Source organism: Bradyrhizobium sp. IC4059 (assembly GCF_020193615.1).
GTDB classification, from domain to species: domain Bacteria; phylum Pseudomonadota; class Alphaproteobacteria; order Rhizobiales; family Xanthobacteraceae; genus Bradyrhizobium; species Bradyrhizobium yuanmingense.
Window position 1 is genome coordinate 396,460 of the sequence record NZ_JADYVH010000005.1, and the last position, 15,245, is coordinate 411,704.

17 protein-coding genes are annotated in these 15,245 nt (G+C 64.5%); 2 read left to right on the forward strand and 15 right to left on the reverse strand.

Going from position 1 to position 15,245, the window contains the following annotated elements; genetic code table 11:
- Positions 1-41 precede the first annotated feature (41 nt).
- From parC to rpoZ, 11 genes are all read right to left on the reverse strand, one after another.
- Complete coding sequence (gene parC, locus I6F12_RS18440) at positions 42-2,300, reverse strand: DNA topoisomerase IV subunit A (RefSeq protein ID WP_225156965.1); 2,259 nt, start codon at positions 2,298-2,300, stop codon at positions 42-44.
- A 64-nt stretch (positions 2,301-2,364) separates the two neighbouring features.
- Positions 2,365-2,649 carry a hypothetical protein gene (locus I6F12_RS18445; protein WP_225144649.1) on the reverse strand — a complete coding sequence of 95 codons (285 nt, stop codon included), beginning with the start codon at positions 2,647-2,649 and terminating at the stop codon, positions 2,365-2,367.
- Between the two features lie 103 nt (positions 2,650-2,752).
- The gene (recO, locus tag I6F12_RS18450; RefSeq protein WP_225156966.1) at positions 2,753-3,505 is read right to left on the reverse strand and encodes a DNA repair protein RecO; all 753 of its coding nucleotides are present in this window, start codon (positions 3,503-3,505) and stop codon (positions 2,753-2,755) included.
- A 120-nt stretch (positions 3,506-3,625) separates the two neighbouring features.
- The gene (locus tag I6F12_RS18455) at positions 3,626-4,006 is read right to left on the reverse strand and encodes a hypothetical protein (RefSeq protein WP_036039208.1); all 381 of its coding nucleotides are present in this window, start codon (positions 4,004-4,006) and stop codon (positions 3,626-3,628) included.
- 21 nt (positions 4,007-4,027) lie between these two features.
- Complete coding sequence (gene era, locus I6F12_RS18460; protein WP_225156967.1) at positions 4,028-4,954, reverse strand: GTPase Era; 927 nt, start codon at positions 4,952-4,954, stop codon at positions 4,028-4,030.
- Entirely contained in the window at positions 4,944-5,765 is an 822-nt protein-coding gene (gene rnc, locus I6F12_RS18465) for a ribonuclease III (protein ID WP_036015029.1), read from the reverse strand. The genes era and rnc overlap by 11 nt, the downstream gene beginning before the upstream one ends.
- On the reverse strand, positions 5,762-6,526 hold the full coding sequence (gene lepB / locus I6F12_RS18470; protein ID WP_036015031.1) for a signal peptidase I: 765 nt from the start codon (positions 6,524-6,526) through the stop codon (positions 5,762-5,764). Before lepB ends, rnc begins: the two co-directional genes overlap by 4 nt.
- Positions 6,527-6,775: 249 nt before the next feature.
- On the reverse strand, positions 6,776-7,195 hold the full coding sequence (gene acpS / locus I6F12_RS18475; protein WP_025036721.1) for a holo-ACP synthase: 420 nt from the start codon (positions 7,193-7,195) through the stop codon (positions 6,776-6,778).
- A complete protein-coding gene (locus tag I6F12_RS18480) occupies positions 7,192-7,944 on the reverse strand; it encodes a pyridoxine 5'-phosphate synthase (protein ID WP_225156968.1) in 753 nt (250 codons plus the stop codon). The genes acpS and I6F12_RS18480 overlap by 4 nt, the downstream gene beginning before the upstream one ends.
- Positions 7,945-7,989: 45 nt before the next feature.
- Complete coding sequence (locus tag I6F12_RS18485; RefSeq protein ID WP_036015037.1) at positions 7,990-10,278, reverse strand: bifunctional (p)ppGpp synthetase/guanosine-3',5'-bis(diphosphate) 3'-pyrophosphohydrolase; 2,289 nt, start codon at positions 10,276-10,278, stop codon at positions 7,990-7,992.
- Between the two features lie 205 nt (positions 10,279-10,483).
- A complete protein-coding gene (rpoZ, locus tag I6F12_RS18490) occupies positions 10,484-10,876 on the reverse strand; it encodes a DNA-directed RNA polymerase subunit omega (RefSeq protein WP_007603391.1) in 393 nt (130 codons plus the stop codon).
- A gap of 330 nt (positions 10,877-11,206) precedes the next feature.
- Here rpoZ and I6F12_RS18495 point away from each other — a divergent pair, with 330 nt between their 5' ends.
- Positions 11,207-11,851 (forward strand): NYN domain-containing protein, encoded by a 645-nt coding sequence (locus I6F12_RS18495; RefSeq protein WP_036015038.1) that lies wholly within the window; start codon positions 11,207-11,209, stop codon positions 11,849-11,851.
- Positions 11,832-12,506, forward strand: coding sequence for a uracil-DNA glycosylase (locus I6F12_RS18500; protein ID WP_036025518.1), 675 nt, complete (start codon positions 11,832-11,834; stop codon positions 12,504-12,506). Before I6F12_RS18495 ends, I6F12_RS18500 begins: the two co-directional genes overlap by 20 nt.
- Positions 12,507-12,591: 85 nt before the next feature.
- On the opposite strand, the gene I6F12_RS18505 is transcribed toward I6F12_RS18500, so the two are convergent.
- Genes I6F12_RS18505 through dapA form a run of 4 tightly spaced genes read right to left on the reverse strand, consistent with a single transcriptional unit; the run spans position 12,592 to position 15,081 of the window.
- Positions 12,592-13,185 carry a peroxiredoxin gene (locus I6F12_RS18505; protein ID WP_036025520.1) on the reverse strand — a complete coding sequence of 198 codons (594 nt, stop codon included), beginning with the start codon at positions 13,183-13,185 and terminating at the stop codon, positions 12,592-12,594.
- Positions 13,186-13,189: 4 nt separating this feature from the next.
- On the reverse strand, positions 13,190-13,663 hold the full coding sequence (gene smpB / locus I6F12_RS18510) for an SsrA-binding protein SmpB (protein ID WP_025036727.1): 474 nt from the start codon (positions 13,661-13,663) through the stop codon (positions 13,190-13,192).
- Between the two features lie 59 nt (positions 13,664-13,722).
- Positions 13,723-14,136 carry a large conductance mechanosensitive channel protein MscL gene (mscL, locus tag I6F12_RS18515; protein WP_036039223.1) on the reverse strand — a complete coding sequence of 138 codons (414 nt, stop codon included), beginning with the start codon at positions 14,134-14,136 and terminating at the stop codon, positions 13,723-13,725.
- A 54-nt stretch (positions 14,137-14,190) separates the two neighbouring features.
- Positions 14,191-15,081, reverse strand: a complete 891-nt coding sequence (gene dapA, locus I6F12_RS18520; RefSeq protein WP_036015047.1) for a 4-hydroxy-tetrahydrodipicolinate synthase — start codon at positions 15,079-15,081, stop codon at positions 14,191-14,193.
- Between the last annotated feature and the right edge of the window lie 164 nt (positions 15,082-15,245).

A 15,245-nucleotide genomic window follows, 5' to 3' on the forward strand; every position in this document is an offset into this window, starting at 1 on the left:
GGGATGACAGCGTCGTTGCGGCGACAGTTGGGGCCAGTGCCCTACCCGATCACCCGACCGAACTTGTTCGACTTCGGGGAACCCTTCGGCGGCAGGCGGCCGGCGTCGGCGCGGGTGCCCTGCCATTCCGCCAGCTCCTTCATGGTCGCGGAGAATTCGCGTCCTGCGGAATCCTTCCAGGTCAGGCCCGCCTTGGCGTCGAATACCGCAACGTCGGACAGGCCGCCGTCCTTGTATTTCTGCAGGCGCACGCCGCGGCCGCGGGCCATTTCCGGCACCTGGTCGAGCGGGAAGACCAGCATCTTGCGGTTCTCGCCGATGACGGCGACGGTGTCGCCCGTCACCTCGGTGATCGCGCGGGCCTCGTTCGGCATGTCCACGTTGAGGACCTGCTTGCCCTTCTTGGTGGTGCCAACGCAATCGTCCTCGTTGACCACAAAACCCTGGCCCTCGTGGCTGGCGACCAGGAATTTGCGGCCGCCCTTGTTGACGAACAGCGCGACGGGCGCGGCCTCCTGCTCGAGGTCGATGAACAATCGGATCGGCTCGCCATGGCCGCGGCCGCCCGGCAGCTTGGCGACGTCGAGCGAGTAGAACTTGCCGTTGGTGGCGAACAGCAGCAGCTTCGAGGTCGTCTCGGCGAAGAAGGCGAAGCCGAGCTTGTCGTCCTGCTTGAAGGCGAGGCCGGAGAGATCCTCGACATGCCCCTTCATGGTGCGGATCCAGCCCTTGTCGGAGACGACAACCGTCACCGGCTCGCGCTCGACGAAGGCCTCCTCGATCGCGGCGAGGTCGTGCTCGGGCGCATCCGCGAAGGTGGTGCGACGCTTGCCGAGCGGTGTCTTCGGTCCGAACATGTCGCGGACCTTGCCAACCTGCTCGCCGACCTTCTTCCACTGCTCGGCTTCCGAGGCGAGCACCGCGTTGATGCCCTTGAGCTCGGCGCGGAGGTTCTTGTCCTCGGTGCGGATCTCCATCTCCTCGAGCTTGCGCAAGGAGCGCAGGCGCATGTTGAGGATGGCTTCCGCCTGCACCTCGGTGAGCTTGAACGCCTTCATCAGCTCAGGCTTCGGCTCGTCCTCGGTGCGGATCATCCTGATCACCTTGTCGATGTTCAGGTATGCGATCAGGAAGCCGCCGAGCACTTCCAGCCGGTGCTCGATCTGCGCCTTGCGGTAGTTGCTGCGGCGGATCAGCACGTCGCGCAGATGGTCGAGCCATTCGCGCAAGCACTCCGCGAGCCCCACGACCTTGGGGATGCGCCCCTTGATCAGGACGTTGAGGTTCAGCGGAATCTTGTTTTCGAGCTCGGTGAGGCGGAACAGCGATTCCATCATCAGCGCCGGATCGACGTTCTTCGACTTCGGCTCGATCACGATGCGGACGTCTTCGGCCGATTCGTCCCTGATGTCGCCGACCAGCGGCAGCTTCTTCTGGTCCAGCAGCTCGGCGACCTTCTCGATCAGACGCGACTTCTGCACCAGGAACGGAATCTCTGTGACGACGACGGCCCAGGTGCCGCGTGCGCCCTCCTCCTGCGTCCACCGCGCTCGGACGCGGAACGAGCCGCGGCCGGTGGTGTAGGCTTCCGCAATCGCCTGCTTGGAATCGACGATGATGCCGCCGGTCGGGAAATCCGGGCCCTTGACCCACTTGAGCAGTGCCTTCGACTTTGCGTCGGGCTTCTCGATCAGGTGCAGCGCGGCATCGCACAGCTCGGCGGCGTTGTGCGGCGGGATCGAGGTCGCCATGCCGACCGCGATGCCCTGCGCGCCGTTGGCGAGCAGGTTCGGGAAGCCGCCCGGCAGCACGATGGGCTCTTTCGACTGGCCGTCGTAGTTGGCGCGGAATTCGACCCCGTCCTCGTCGATGCCCTCGAGCAGAAGCCGCGCGACGTCGGTCATGCGCGCTTCGGTGTAGCGGTAGGCGGCGGGGTTATCGCCGTCGATATTGCCGAAATTGCCCTGACCGTCGACCAGCGGATATCGCGAGGAGAAATCCTGCGCGAGGCGGACCATGGCGTCGTAGATCGCCTGGTCGCCGTGCGGATGGAACGAGCCCATCACGTCGCCGACGATCTTGGCCGACTTCTTGAAGGCCGTGCCGGGGTCGAGCCTGAGCAGGCGCATGCCGTAGAGGATGCGCCGGTGCACCGGCTTCAGGCCGTCGCGCGCGTCCGGCAGCGCACGGTGCATGATGGTGGAGAGGGCATAAGCGAGATAGCGCTCTTCCAGCGCCTCACGCAGCGGCACCTCGTGGATTTCAGCCGGTTCTTCAGGCGGAACGATTCGTTTTCCCATGCCGCCCGGTTAAACCGTGGAAGCGAATCGGGCAAGGATCGAATGGTTCCCTGTGGGCGACGTACTAGCCTGCCCAGCCGGCTGTGACGGTCTGGGTTGGGGCTGGACCAGGTGTTTGCGCAGGCGCCGGCGCATTGGTCAGGCAACGGCGGGCGGCCTCGATCTCGGCGTCGGTCGCGCCCCGCGACCGCGCCCATGTCTCTGCAGCGGCAGCGGAATATTTCGCCACATAGTACCGCACCACCGTGCACGAGGCCCGGCGAAACGCCCCGGGCTGCGGCTCGCCAGCCATGGCGTCGGGCGCGAGCGCAAGCAGCGTCGCGGACAAAGCGAATCCCTTGATCAACATTTGGGCTGTCCCCCCGATGTGGAACCTCAAGCCCCAAGTCCGCGTGGGCCGATTTCGTTCCAGGGAACTGAATGCTGCTGGGCAAGGCTGGGTAGCCATTACGTCATGGCGCCGGGATCGCCGCCCTCGCCTGCTGCCGCATCAGGGCGTTGATGAAGCCGGCCCGCGCATCGGAATGGCCCTGGCCGCGCGGCTCCAGCACGTGGCGGAGCAGGAACAGGCCGGTGAGCCGGAAGCCGTCCTGGAGATCCTGTTCGGTGAGATCGCCCGCGGTTTCGCCCTGGCGCAGGAACGGCGGCAGGCGCAACAGCCGGTCGCGCCACGGCTCGCCCGCGCTACGCGATACCGCGCCGCCTGATTTCGGCGAGACATAGATCAGGTCCGTAGTCTCGCCGGTCACTGCACAATTGTCCAGCGCCAGCCCAAAGCCCAGCTCGGCGAGCATCGCCAGCTCGAAATGGATCAGGTGCACGGCCGCGCTGCCGATGTCGTCGAAATCGTCGAGCGAATGCTCGAGCAGCGCAAAGATGTCCTCATGCGGATCGCGCTCCGGCAACAGCCGCGCGACGGAGGCGAGATGGGTGACTCCGTAGACGCCGTGGGACGATGCCAGCAGCGTTGCCGCGCGCAGCTTCAATCCCTCGATCGCATAGGTGCCCAGGTGCTCGTCGAGCCGCGCCCGCCACACCACACTGACGCTGTTCCCCGGCTGCAGCAGCGGCCGCATCCGCGAGCCGGCGCCACCGCGGACGAGGCCGAGATGCCGGCCATGCGCGCGCGTCAACAGCTCGACGATGGCGCTGGATTCGCCATGCCGCCGCACCCCCAGCACGATGCCTTCATCGGTCCATTCCATAGGGGAAGTGTAGCGGATTCCGGCGTTCAATCGTAGGGCGGATTAGCCGAAGGCGTAATCCGCCAATCGCCCGTGCACGTCAAAGGTGGATTACGCTTCGCTAATCCACCCTACGGCGCCTCACGCGTTGAACCAGTCCCGCGCGTCGCCGCTGAAGGAGAAATACAGGCCCATCGTCGTCAGCGCGCAGGAGACGATCTCGATGGCGCTGTCGAGCTCCAGGCCCTTCTCGCCGATGATCTGGCCGAGCGAGATCACCGACAACACGAGGGCCGCCGCCAGCACCCAGCGTGGCCAGTTCTTGCGATGATGCGCGGCCAGCCGGACGAAATAGAGCAGCAGGAGGATCATGCCGCCGGCGAGCAGCGTCCCGGTCATGATCATCTGCTCGGTCACCGCGGCATTGGGGGTGCGGTCCTGCACGGCGACCGAGACGGCGTCCAGCATCAACGATGCATAGAGCAGCGCTTCGAAGCGCTGGACGTTGGTGGGTAGGCTCATCGGATGCCGATCTTTTCTTGGTTATTCTTTTGGGAAGTCCAGGCCCATCTCGCGATAGCGATCGGGATCGTCGCCCCAGTTCTCGCGCACCTTGACGAACAGGAACAGGTGCACCGGCACGTCCAGAATCTGCATCAGCTCTTTCCGCGAGTCGGCGCCGATCGACTTGATGGTGGCGCCGCCCTTGCCGAGCACGATCTTGCGCTGGCTTTCGCGCTCGACGTAGATCGTCTGCTCGATCCGCACAGACTTGTCCTTGCGGTCCTCCCACTTGTCGGTCTCGACCGTGGACTGGTAGGGCAATTCCTGGTGCAGCTTCTGATAGATCTTCTCGCGGGTGATCTCGGCCGCCAGCTGCCGCATCGGCGCGTCCGACATCTGGTCCTCGGGGTAGAGGAACGGACCCGGCGGCACCATGTCCGCGAGCGTCTTGCGGATGTCGTCGACGCCATCGCCCGAGATCGCCGAAATCATGAACGTCCGCACGAAAGTCATGCGCTCGTTGGCCGCCTGCGCCAGCGCCAGCAGCTTCTCGCGTTGGACCAGGTCGACCTTGTTGATGACGAGGATCTTGTCGTGATTGACGCTGGCGGCCTTGGCGAGGATCGCCTCCGCCTCCTCGTCGATGCCCGTTTTGGCATCGAGCAGCACGCAGACCAGATCGGCATCATGCGCCCCGCTCCAGGCGGTCGAGACCATGGCGCGGTCGAGCCGGCGCTTGGGCGAGAAGATGCCGGGCGTGTCGACAAGGATAATTTGCGCGTTGTTCTCGATGACGATACCGCGGATCAGCGCGCGCGTGGTTTGCACCTTGCGCGAGACGATCGTGACCTTGGCGCCGACCAGCGCGTTGACCAGCGTCGACTTGCCGACATTCGGCGCGCCGATCAGCGCGACGAAGCCGCAGCGCGTCGCGCCGGGTGCCCCGCCGCTTGCTTCAACCGTCATTGCTGCCGCCGACGCCTTCGCGTTCGATCATCACTGAGGCTGCCACTTTCTCTGCCGCGCGCTTGCTGCCGCCGATACCCTCGGCGGGGGCCAGGCCCGGCAGATCGACGGCGACACGGAACTGCGGATCGTGATGCGGGCCGGTGCGCTCGACCTCGCGATAGACAGGCGTCGGCAGTCCCTTGCCTTGCGCCCATTCCTGCAGCACGGTCTTGGGATCGCGCAAGGGCCGGCGCGGCTTGTGCATCCGCTCGGTCCAGTTGCGCTTGACGAATTCGGCTGCCGCCGCATGGCCGCCGTCGAGGTAGATGGCGCCGATCACGGCCTCGCAGATGTCGCCGAGGATGGATTTGCGCAGGCGGGCATCGGCACTGGAGCCGACCGAGCCCAGCTTGATGTCGTCGACGAGACCGAGCGACTTGGCGACGTCCGCGCAGCTCTCCTTGCGCACGAGCTCGGCAAGCCGCTTGGACAGCTCGCCCTCATCGGCGTTCGGGAAGGCGTGATAGAGCATGTCGGAGACGACGAGCCCGAGCACGTGGTCGCCGAGGAATTCCAGCCGCTGATAGCTGTCGCCTCGCTTGCGCCCGGACTTCAGGGCCGAGACATGCGTGATCGCCTGCATCAGCATATTTGGATCGGCGAAGCTGTGGCCGATCCGCGCCTCGAGCGCCGCGTTGGCATTCGTGCCCTTGGCCTTGCTGCTCCGCGGCCGTTTCTTCTTGGCAGGCGCCTTCGCCGCAGCTTCGCCCTCGGGAGCGGCTTGCACCTCGGTCGGTTGGATCGCGATGTCCTTGGCTTCGTCTTTCATCGGACGATTTTGAAGAACCGATTCCAGCGCACCGCCCACGGCCAGCGCCAGAGCATCCAGGCGTGCTCGCCTTCAGCGATGGAGAAGAAGATCATCTGGGCGCGGCCGATCAAGTGCTCCTGCGGGACGTAGCCGACCTGGCCGAGAAAGCGGCTATCGGTGGAGTTGTCGCGGTTGTCACCCATCATGAAGAAGTGGCCGGCCGGGACGGTGTAGACGTTGGTGTTGTCCATGTAGCCGTTGTCGGCGCAGTCCAGCGTCTCATAGGACACGCCGTTCGGCAGCGTCTCCTTCCAGCGCTTCACCCGGGAGATGCCGCCGCCTTCCGAGCCGCAAGGGTCCTCGCCGACATATTCGCTCATGCGCTGCCGCTCGACGGGCGTATCGTTGATGTAGAGCAGCCCGTCCCGCATCTGGACACGGTCGCCGGGAAGGCCGATCACGCGCTTGATGTAGTCGGTGGAATCGTCCTTCGGCAGGCGAAACACGACGATGTCGCCACGAGCGGGGTCCGAGCCCCAGATCCGTCCCGAGAACAGTGGCGGCGAGAATGGAATCGAGTAATGGCTGTAGCCATAGGAATATTTCGAGACGAACAGATAGTCGCCGACCAGCAGCGTCGCCTTCATCGAGCCGGACGGGATGTTGAAAGGCTGAAACAGGAAGGTGCGGATCACGAGCGCGATCAGGAGAGCATGAATGACGACTCGGATCGTTTCGCCGACGCCGCTCTCAGTTTTCGTTCCCGAAGTCACGCTCATTGCTCTCTCAATTCCGGCCGGCGATCATAGAGCGCCCTCCTCCCGCGAACGGCCCACCGGTTCGCGGCGCAAGGAGATTGTCCTGATTCTGATAGTGAGGGCCAATTCCGGCGTAAAGCCGAATTCGCCCAGGCTGATTTGCGTTCGCGGACTTTTAGACGGTTGTCGGAGGCCACGCAATCAAGGATCGCATCAAAACTGATTAAGATATTGATTTATAAAGAAAATCACAAAACGCCCGAGCCGCGATCAAGGTTTCGGCAGCGGGACGGCGGAAATGACGACAAAAGCCTGCGCCAGCGGCCAGTCGTCGGTGATCGAAAGGTCGATCCGCGCCTCGAACCCCTCCGGTGTCAGGGCCTGGAGCCGGGCCAGCGCGCCGCCGGTCAGCTGCATAGTCGGCCGCCCGCCCGGCAGGTTGACCACCCCCATGTCGCGCCACCAGACGCCGCGCCTGATGCCGGTGCCGAGTGCCTTGGAGCAGGCCTCCTTGGCGGCGAAGCGCTTGGCGTAGGTCGCCACCACCATCTTCTCGTTCTTGGCGCGCCGTTCCGCCTTGGCCCGCTCGGCCGCGGTGAAGATGCGGTCGAGAAAACGCTCGCCGTGGCGCTCGATCACCTTGGCGACGCGGGTGATGTCGATCAGGTCGGAGCCGATGCCGATGATCATGCCCGGCTCCGGCCACGATCCATCGCCGCGCGCATGCTGCGCACGGTCTCGGCCAGCCCCACGAACAGCGCCTCGCCGATCATGTAATAGCCGATGTTCAGCTCCATGATTTCGGGCAAGCTCGCGATCTTCTCCGCCGTCGCATAGTCCAGCCCGTGGCCGGCGTGAACCTCGAGTCCCGCGTCCTTCGCCAGCTTCACCCCGGCCACGATCCGCTGCCATTCAGCCTCGGCCTTGTCGGTGTGGCCATCGACGACGGCATCGCACCAGGCACCGGTGTGGATCTCGATCACAGGGGCGCGCAGCCGTGCCGCCATCTCGATCTGGGCGGCATCGGCCGCGATGAACAGCGAGACGCGGATGCCGGCCTCGCTCAGCCGCGCGATATAGGGCGCGAGCGCGCTGCGCTGGCCGACCACGTCCAACCCGCCTTCGGTCGTTACCTCCTGGCGCCGCTCCGGCACCAGGCACACCGCGTGCGGCTTGGTGGCGAGCGAGATCCGCATCATGTCGTCCGTCGCGGCCATCTCGAAATTGAGCGGCTTGGAGATCTCCGCCTTCAGGCGCGCCATGTCCTCGTCGCGGATGTGCCGGCGGTCCTCGCGCAAATGTGCGGTGATGCCGTCGGCGCCGGCCTCGATCGCGAGCAGCGCGGCGCGCACCGGATCGGGATGGCGGCCGCCGCGCGCGTTACGCACGGTTGCGACGTGATCGATATTGACGCCGAGGCGGAGCGGAGGTGCGGGCATTTCAGAACTCGCGAAATCAGAGGGAACGGCGCATGCGAGATGCGCCTATCCATTAACACGTTCGACTTTGGCGACGACCGCCTTCGCGCGCAGCTGGGCCAGGATCGCGCTGAGGTGCTTCAAGTCGTAGACTTCGAGATCGATCGTCGTCTCCGTGAAATCGGGCGAGCGGCGCTGCATGCTGATGTTGTCGATGTTGCCGTCGTGCTCGGCGATCACGGTCGCGATCTGCGCCAGCGCGCCGGGCTCATTGACGTTCTCGACCTTGATGCGGGCCGGGAAGCGTTGCGGCGCGGAATCCTCGATGTCCCAGCGGACGTCGAGCCAGCGCTCCGGCTCCTCCTCGAAATCCTTCAGGGCCGGCGCCTGGATCGGATAGATCGTGATGCCCTCGCCCGGCGTGACGATGCCGACAATGCGATCGCCGGGGACGGCGCCGCCGTTCGGCGCGAACTTCACCGGAAGGTCGGAATTGATGCCGCGGATCGGGATCGCGACCGGGCTGCGCGACTGTTCGGAGACCCCCTTCTCCTTGAGCTTGGCGGCAAGACCCTTCTTGACGCCGTAGCGCGCGATGCGCTCCTCCTTGTAATCCGGGTACATCGCACGCGCGACATGGGAGGCCTTGATCTCGCCGCGCCCGACCGCCGCCATGACGTCCTCGATCGAGGTGCGCGCGAGCCGCGGCAGCGCGCCCTTGAGCTTGTCATCGGCGTATTCGATCTTGGCGCGCTCGAACAGGCGCTCGACGATGCGCCGGCCGAGCCCGACATATTGGTCGCGCACCGCGGTGCGCGTGGCGCGGCGGATCGCGGCACGCGCCTTGCCGGTGACGGCGAGCGTTTCCCAGGCCGAGGGCGGCGCGGACTGCGCCTCCGAGGTCAGCACCTCGACCTCGTCGCCGTTCTGAAGCTCCGAGGACAGCGGCGCGAATTTGCCGTTGATCTTGCAGCCCACCGCGCTGTTGCCGACGTCGGTATGCACCGCATAGGCGAAGTCGATCACGTTGGCATGGCGCGGCAGCGCGATCAGCTTGCCCTTCGGGGTGAAGCAGAACACCTGGTCGTGGAACAGCTCGAGCTTGGTGTGCTCGAGGAATTCCTCCGGGTTCGCGCTTTCCGAGAGGATGCCGATGGTGTGGCGCAGCCAGGCGAACGCGTTGGACTCGCGCTTGAGGAATTCGGTCGGCGAACCCACGCCCTCCTTGTAGAAAACGTGCGCGGCGATGCCGCGCTCGGCGATCTGGTCCATCGCCTCGGTGCGGATCTGCAGCTCGACGCGCTGGTTGCCGGGGCCGATCACCGTGGTGTGGATCGAGCGGTAGTCGTTCTGCTTCGGCGTCGAGATATAGTCCTTGAAACGTCCGGGCACGACCGGCCAGGTGGTGTGGACGATCCCGAGCGCGCGATAGCAGGCCTCGACGTCGCTGACGACGAGGCGGAAGCCGAAGATGTCGGACAATTGCTCGAAGCCGACCGACTTGCGCTCCATCTTGGTCCAGATCGAGAACGGCTTCTTGCGCCGACCATAGACCCGCGCCCCTAAGCCCCGGTGGCGCAGATTGTTGGAGAGCTGGTCCTCGATCTCGCCGATCAGGTTGCGGTTGCGCTCAGCCAGCGCGTCGAGCCGCTGCATCACCACCGAATAGGCTTCGGGATCGAGGGTGCGGAAGGACAGATCCTCCAGCTCCTCGCGCATTTCCTGCATGCCCATGCGCCCCGCCAGCGGCGCATAGATGTCGAGCGTCTCCTCGGCGATGCGCCGGCGCGATTCCGTCGGCACGAAGTCCAGCGTGCGCATGTTGTGCAGACGGTCGGCGAGCTTGACCAAAAGCACGCGGACATCGTCGGCAATGGCCAGCAACAATTTGCGCAGATTCTCGGCCTGCTTAGCCTCCCGCGACACCAGCTCCAGCCGCTTCAGCTTGGTCAGGCCATCGACCAGCGCGCCGATCTCCGAGCCGAAGATCTGATCGATCTCGGCCCGCGTTGCCTCGGTGTCCTCGATCGTGTCGTGCAGCAGCGCGGCCACGATGGTGGCGTCGTCGAGCTTGAGGTCGGTGAGAATCGCAGCCACCTCGAGCGGATGCGAGAAATACGGATCGCCCGAGGCGCGGGTCTGCGAGCCGTGGGCCTTCATGGCGTAGACGTAGGCACGGTTCAGCAGGTCTTCATTGGTGTTGGGATTGTAGGACCTGACGCGCTCGACGAGGTCATATTGACGCATCATCCGGGCGCGAGGCCTGGCGGGGCGCGCGACCGGCGCAGTCGGGGCCACGGCAACCGATTCGGTTGCGGCCTGCATCTGCGTGGATCTGCGGCGCCGATATACCATGCCGTCCTGCCTTCAAACGGGCTTGAACCGGCCCGCTGCATACATCCTAACTCCGATCGCGCTCGTGTCCGATCAATTCAGTGACAGGGCCAAGCACCGACCGCAGCGCTATGGTAACCACGAAAAGGCCAACAAAAGCAAAGGCCCGAACGATCGTTCGGGCCTTTGATATGATCACAAGAAGAAGATGATCGCGATGGAGGAATTACTCGTCTTCCTCGGGCTGCTCCTCGGGAGGCGCGAGGCCTTCCAGGCCCTTCAGCAGCTCCTCCTCGGTCATGCGCTCCACGGCGACCTCGGTGTCGTCGGCATCGACGCTTGCCCCCGCGGAACCGATCAGCGGCACTGTATCCGGCTCGGGCTCGTCCACCTCGACGAACTTCTGCAACGAGTGGACCAGCTCCTCGCGGAGGTCCTCCGGCGAGATCGTCGTCTCGGCAATTTCACGCAAAGACACAACAGGGTTCTTGTCGTTATCGCGGTCAACCGTTAGTTGTGAACCGGATGAAATCATGCGGGCACGGTGGGCGGCCAGCAGGACCAAGTCAAACCGGTTGTCGACCTTGTCGATACAATCTTCTACGGTGACGCGAGCCATGGACTGTCGCTCCGTTGTGGGTGGGACGAAATATGTGGATGATTGGGGCTAGTTATAGGGGCCGGGACGGTTTCGCAAGACCATTTTGTGATTTGGCCTCGCCAAACCGCTCTGCTACCCCCACATTGGGGCTGGGACGGGTGGTTTTCCGGGCTGCCGTTGGGGGCGGCCCCGGGGTGTATGCAAGTCCGCCATAACTATACCTTGATTGCCCCGACTTCTCCGGATTTGCGGTTTCGACGGGTTTCTGCGGCACTCTAGAACTGCGCGGCCTGTTGTCGCCGCGCCAACAAAAAACGATCAATCACGAACGCTACGCGAGCAAACTGAATGTCACCTTCTCCTACCAACAAGATCGCGCTCTTCATCGACGGGGCCAATCTCTACGCGACGGCGAAAACCCTCGGCTTCGACATCGACTACAAGCGCCTGCTGAAGGAGTTTCAGAGCCGCGGGACGTTATTGCGGGCGTTCTATTACACCGCCATCATCGAGGACCAGGAATACTCCTCGATCCGCCCGCTGATCGACTGGCTGGACTACAACGGCTACACGGTCGTCACCAAGGCGACCAAGGAATTCATCGACGCCTCCGGCCGCCGCAAGGTGAAGGGCAACATGGACATCGAGCTCGCCGTCGACGCCATGGAGCTCGCCGAGCACATCGACCAGATGGTGCTGTTCTCGGGTGACGGCGACTTCCGCTCCCTGGTCGAGGCCGTCCAGCGCCGCGGCGTGCGGGTCACGGTGGTCTCCACCATCGCCAGCCAGCCGCCGATGATCGCCGACGAGCTGCGCCGCCAGGCCGACGTCTTCACCGACCTCGTCGAGCTGCAATCCAAGCTCGGCCGCGATCCGTCCGAGCGCCCCGCCCCGCGTGACCGCGGCGAGCGTGGTGAACGCCACCACGCCCCGCAATTCCTCCAGCGCGCGACCACGACGGCGCCGAGGGGCGATGACGACTTCGAGGAGTGAGGCGGCCCGGTCAAGCCGCCAGCCTCTCACAATCGTTCCCGACCGTGACTGCCCGCTCTGCCCGCGCCTGGTCGCCTTCCGCGAGGCGAACCGCGCGCGCGAGCCCTCGTGGCACAATGCGCCGGTTGCGCCCTTCGGCGACATCAAGGCCCGCCTCCTGATCGTGGGCCTCGCCCCGGGAATGCAGGGCGCCAACCGCACGGGGCGGCCGTTCACGGGCGATTATGCCGGCGACCTGCTCTATGCCACGCTGATCGAATACGGCTTTGCGAGGGGCACCTATCAGGCGCGTCCCGACGACGGCCTGAAACTCGTCGACTGCCGGATCGCCAATGCCGTGCATTGCGTGCCGCCGCAGAACAAGCCGCTGCCGATCGAGATCAACACCTGCCGCCAGTTTCTCGTGGCCAATCTGGCGACGATGCCGAAGCTGCGCGCGATCGTCGCGCTCGGGCGAATTGCGCACGACAGCGTGCTCAAGCCGCTGAATTTGAAGGCCTCGCAAGCCCCCTTCGGCCACGGCGCGGTGCATCAGGCCGGCGCGTTCAGGCTCTACGACAGCTATCACTGCTCCCGCTACAACACGAACACCGGCGTGCTGACGCCAGACATGTTCAGATCCGTGTTCGCGAAGGTGAAGGCGGATCTCGATTAGCTAGAGCATGATCCGGAAAAGTGCGTAGCGGTTTTCCGAAAAGATCATGCTCAAACAATAAGCTAAAGCGCGATGACGATTCATCCTAATCGCATCGCGCCTTATTGACGGGATTTGCCTTGAGCCAGGCCAGCACGTCGCCGGCGTTCCGGTCGGGCGGAAACACCGGATAGAACACGTGCGTGATCCTGGCGTCGTCGATAACAAGCGCGAGGCGCTTGATCAGCGTCAGGCCCGCGACCTCCATGGTCGGCAAGTTCAAGGCGCGCGTCAGCGCCAGCTTCTCGTCCGAAAGCACCGGGAACGGCAGATGCAGGCGCGACGCCATCTCGATCTGATAGTCGTTGCTCTGGGTCGAGAGGCCGAACACGTGCGCGGCGCCGGCGGCCTTCAGCTCGGCGTAGAGATCGCGAAAGGCGCAGGTCTGGGGCGTGCAGCCGCGCGCTCCGGGGATCATGTCCCAATCGTCGACCAGCGCGATCTTGCCGGGCTCGCCGGTGCGGGGATAGGCGAACACCACGGTGCGGCCGCGCAAAGCCGACAGGGTGACCGATGTGTCGTCGGTCGCGAGCAGGCCAATCGGCGGCAACGTCATGCCTTCGAGATGCGCGGCGGCGCCATCGTCGGAAGGCGCGGGAATCTGGCTCCAGTCGACCTCGAGCAGGTTCCGTTGATTCATCTCGTCATCCCCTCGCCCGCAGCAGCCTGCCCTTCTCCCGGCTCCAGTCGCGCTTCTTCTCGGACTCGCGCTTGTCGTGCAGCTTCTTGCCCTTCGCAACCGCCAGCTGCAGCTTGGCCCGGCCGCGCTCGTTGAAGTAAAGCTTGAGCGGGATCAGCGTCATGCCCTCGCGGTCGACCGCGCCGATCAGCTTGTTGATCTGCCGGCGGTGGAGCAGCAGCTTTCGCGGCCGCTTGGGCTCGTGGTTGAAGCGGTTGCCCTGCAGGTATTCGGGAATGGTGGCGTTGATCAGCCAGATCTCGCCGTTCTTGGAATCGGCATAGGATTCCGCGATCGTGCTCTTGCCGTTGCGGATCGACTTGACCTCAGTGCCGGTCAGCGCAATGCCCGCCTCGATCGTGTCCTCGATGGCGTAGTTGAAACGCGCCTTGCGATTTTCCGCCATCACCTTGATCGGACGTTCGTTCTTATCGGCCATGACGGGCAAACCTGATCGAGATGCGCTCGGATTCTAACAGTTCAGATGAAGTGGACGCGTCACTTCTTGAGGAGATCGCGGATCTCCGTCAGCAGCTCGACCTCGGCCGACGGCTTTGGCGGAGCAGCGGGTGCCGCCTCCTCCTTGCGCTTCAGCGTATTCATGGCGCGGATTACCAGGAACAGCACGAAGGCGACGATGATGAAGTTGATCGTCAGCGTCAGGAAGCTGCCGTAAGCAAGGACGGCGCCTTGCTTTTTGGCATCCGCCAAGTTGGTTGCGGTGACCGCCTTCGACAAGGGGATGAAGTAGTTCGAGAAGTCGAGGCCACCGGTGACCGCGCCGATGATCGGCATGATGACGTCACCGACCAGCGAGGTGACGATGCCGCCGAAGGCCGCGCCGATGATGACGCCGACCGCGAGATCGACGACGTTGCCCTTCATGGCGAACTCGCGGAACTCCTTGAGCATCCGCGCGCCCTTTTCCTCCACGCTCATGAAAGGCTCCCCCGAACGGCTAATGCGTCAGTTGACCAGACCTGCGTGAACCATCGCGCTGCGCACGGCAACCCGCGTCGGCTCGGACACCGGAACCATCGGCAGCCGCAGCGTCTCGTCCAGCTTGCCGAGCAGCGACATCGCGTACTTGATCGGCGCCGGATTGCTCTCGATGAAGAGGTTGTTGTGCAGCGGCATCAGCTTGTCGTGGATCGCGAGCGCCGCCTTGGTGTCGCCCTTCTGCCAGGCGGCGTGGAACTCCGAGCACAGGCGCGGCGCGACGTTCGAGGTCACCGAGATGCAGCCATGGCCGCCATGGGCCATGTAGCCGATGATGGTGGCGTCCTCGCCCGAGAGCTGGTTGAAGTCCTCGCCCATCGCCGCGCGCTGCTGCGACACGCGGACCATGCTGGCGGTGGCGTCCTTGACCCCGGCGATGTTCTTCAGCTCCCACAGCCGCTTCATGGTGTCGACCGACATGTCGATCACCGAGCGCGGTGGGATGTTGTAGATGATGATCGGAATGCCGATCGCATCGTTGATCGCCTTGAAGTGCTGGTACATGCCTTCTTGCGTCGGCTTGTTGTAATAGGGCGTGACGATCAACACGGCGTCCGCGCCCGCCTTTTCGGCGTGCTGGGAGAGCTCGATCGCCTCCTTGGTCGAGTTGGAGCCGGCGCCGGCGATGACGGGCACGCGGCCCTTGGCTTCAGCGATGCACCATTCCACGACCTTCTTGTGCTCGTCATGGCTGAGCGTCGGGCTCTCGCCCGTAGTGCCGACCGGAACGAGGCCGTTGGTGCCCTCGGAAATCTGCCAGTTGACCAGGGAGCGAAACGCCGCCTCGTCGAGCGAGCCGTTCTTGAACGGGGTGACCAAGGCGGTGAACGACCCTCGGAATTTCGTCTTGGCTGCCATGGACTTCCTCCGTACGCGGCGATCTCTTGAGCAAGCCCCTTCATATCGGGTCTATCCGGCCGGTAAAAGACCCGGGGTCGGTGCCAGGCTGGGTTTAGGCCGCGATTTTGCCGCGGTGCTGGTGCAAATCGGCCCGAGGTAAGCGGCTGTTGGTATTTTCTCCG